General features: G+C 41.9%; 1 protein-coding gene. It reads left to right on the forward strand.

The features are described from left to right. Positions 1-128 precede the first annotated feature (128 nt). A partial coding sequence (locus tag R7190_RS26260) for a glycosyl hydrolase 53 family protein (protein ID WP_318137726.1) occupies positions 129-886 on the forward strand: 758 nt, incomplete at its 3' end.

Below are 886 nucleotides of genomic sequence, written 5' to 3' on the forward strand. Positions count from 1 at the left end.
AACTACGTAAATCACCTTATAAAAATAATCACTAACCCTTTTATACATCACCTCAACTCTAAAATCCGTTGCTATATTATTTACGTTTAAAAATAATCAAAACGTGAATATATAAAAACGGTGAAACGATGAACAATACCCTAAAAACACTAGCCATCTTCGGGTCATTAGTGGCCTCAAACTATTCTCACGCTTTTATTAAAGGTGCGGATATTAGTTGGATAACTCAGATGGAAGACAGTGGCTACGAGTTCTACAACGATTGGGGCTATCGACAAGATGTCCTTTCAATATTACGAGACCATGGCATGAACGCAGTGCGTCTTCGTGTCTGGGTTAACCCCAGTGATGGTTATTACAGCTCACTGAATGATGTAATTGTCAAAGCGCAGTGGGCCAAAGACGCGAATATGGATGTGATGATTGACTTCCACTATAGCGACACTTGGGCCGATCCAGGTAACCAGTGGAAACCCGCAGCATGGCAACAACTGAGCTTCGAAGATTTAATGGGACAAGTATGGTCTTACACTAGAGACTCACTCAACACCTTAAAAGCTGCAGGTATCACACCAAAATGGATTCAAGTCGGTAATGAAACCAACAACGGAATGCTATGGAATGAAGGAATGGCTTCAAGCAACATGCGTAACTATGCATGGTTGTTTAATAGCGGACGCAACGCAGCCAAAGAAGTATTCCCAGATGCCAAGGTCATTGTCCATTTAGCAAACTGTCACGACAATGCTAATTTCCGATGGATTCTTGATGGCTTACAATCCAACAGTGCTTGGTGGGATGTTATTGGCGCATCGTCCTATCCTAAGAATGCTACTGGCCTTACTTGGCAAGAAGCAAACAATCAATGCCTCTCTAATCTCAATGA

The organism is Vibrio sp. 1078-1 (assembly GCF_033340475.1).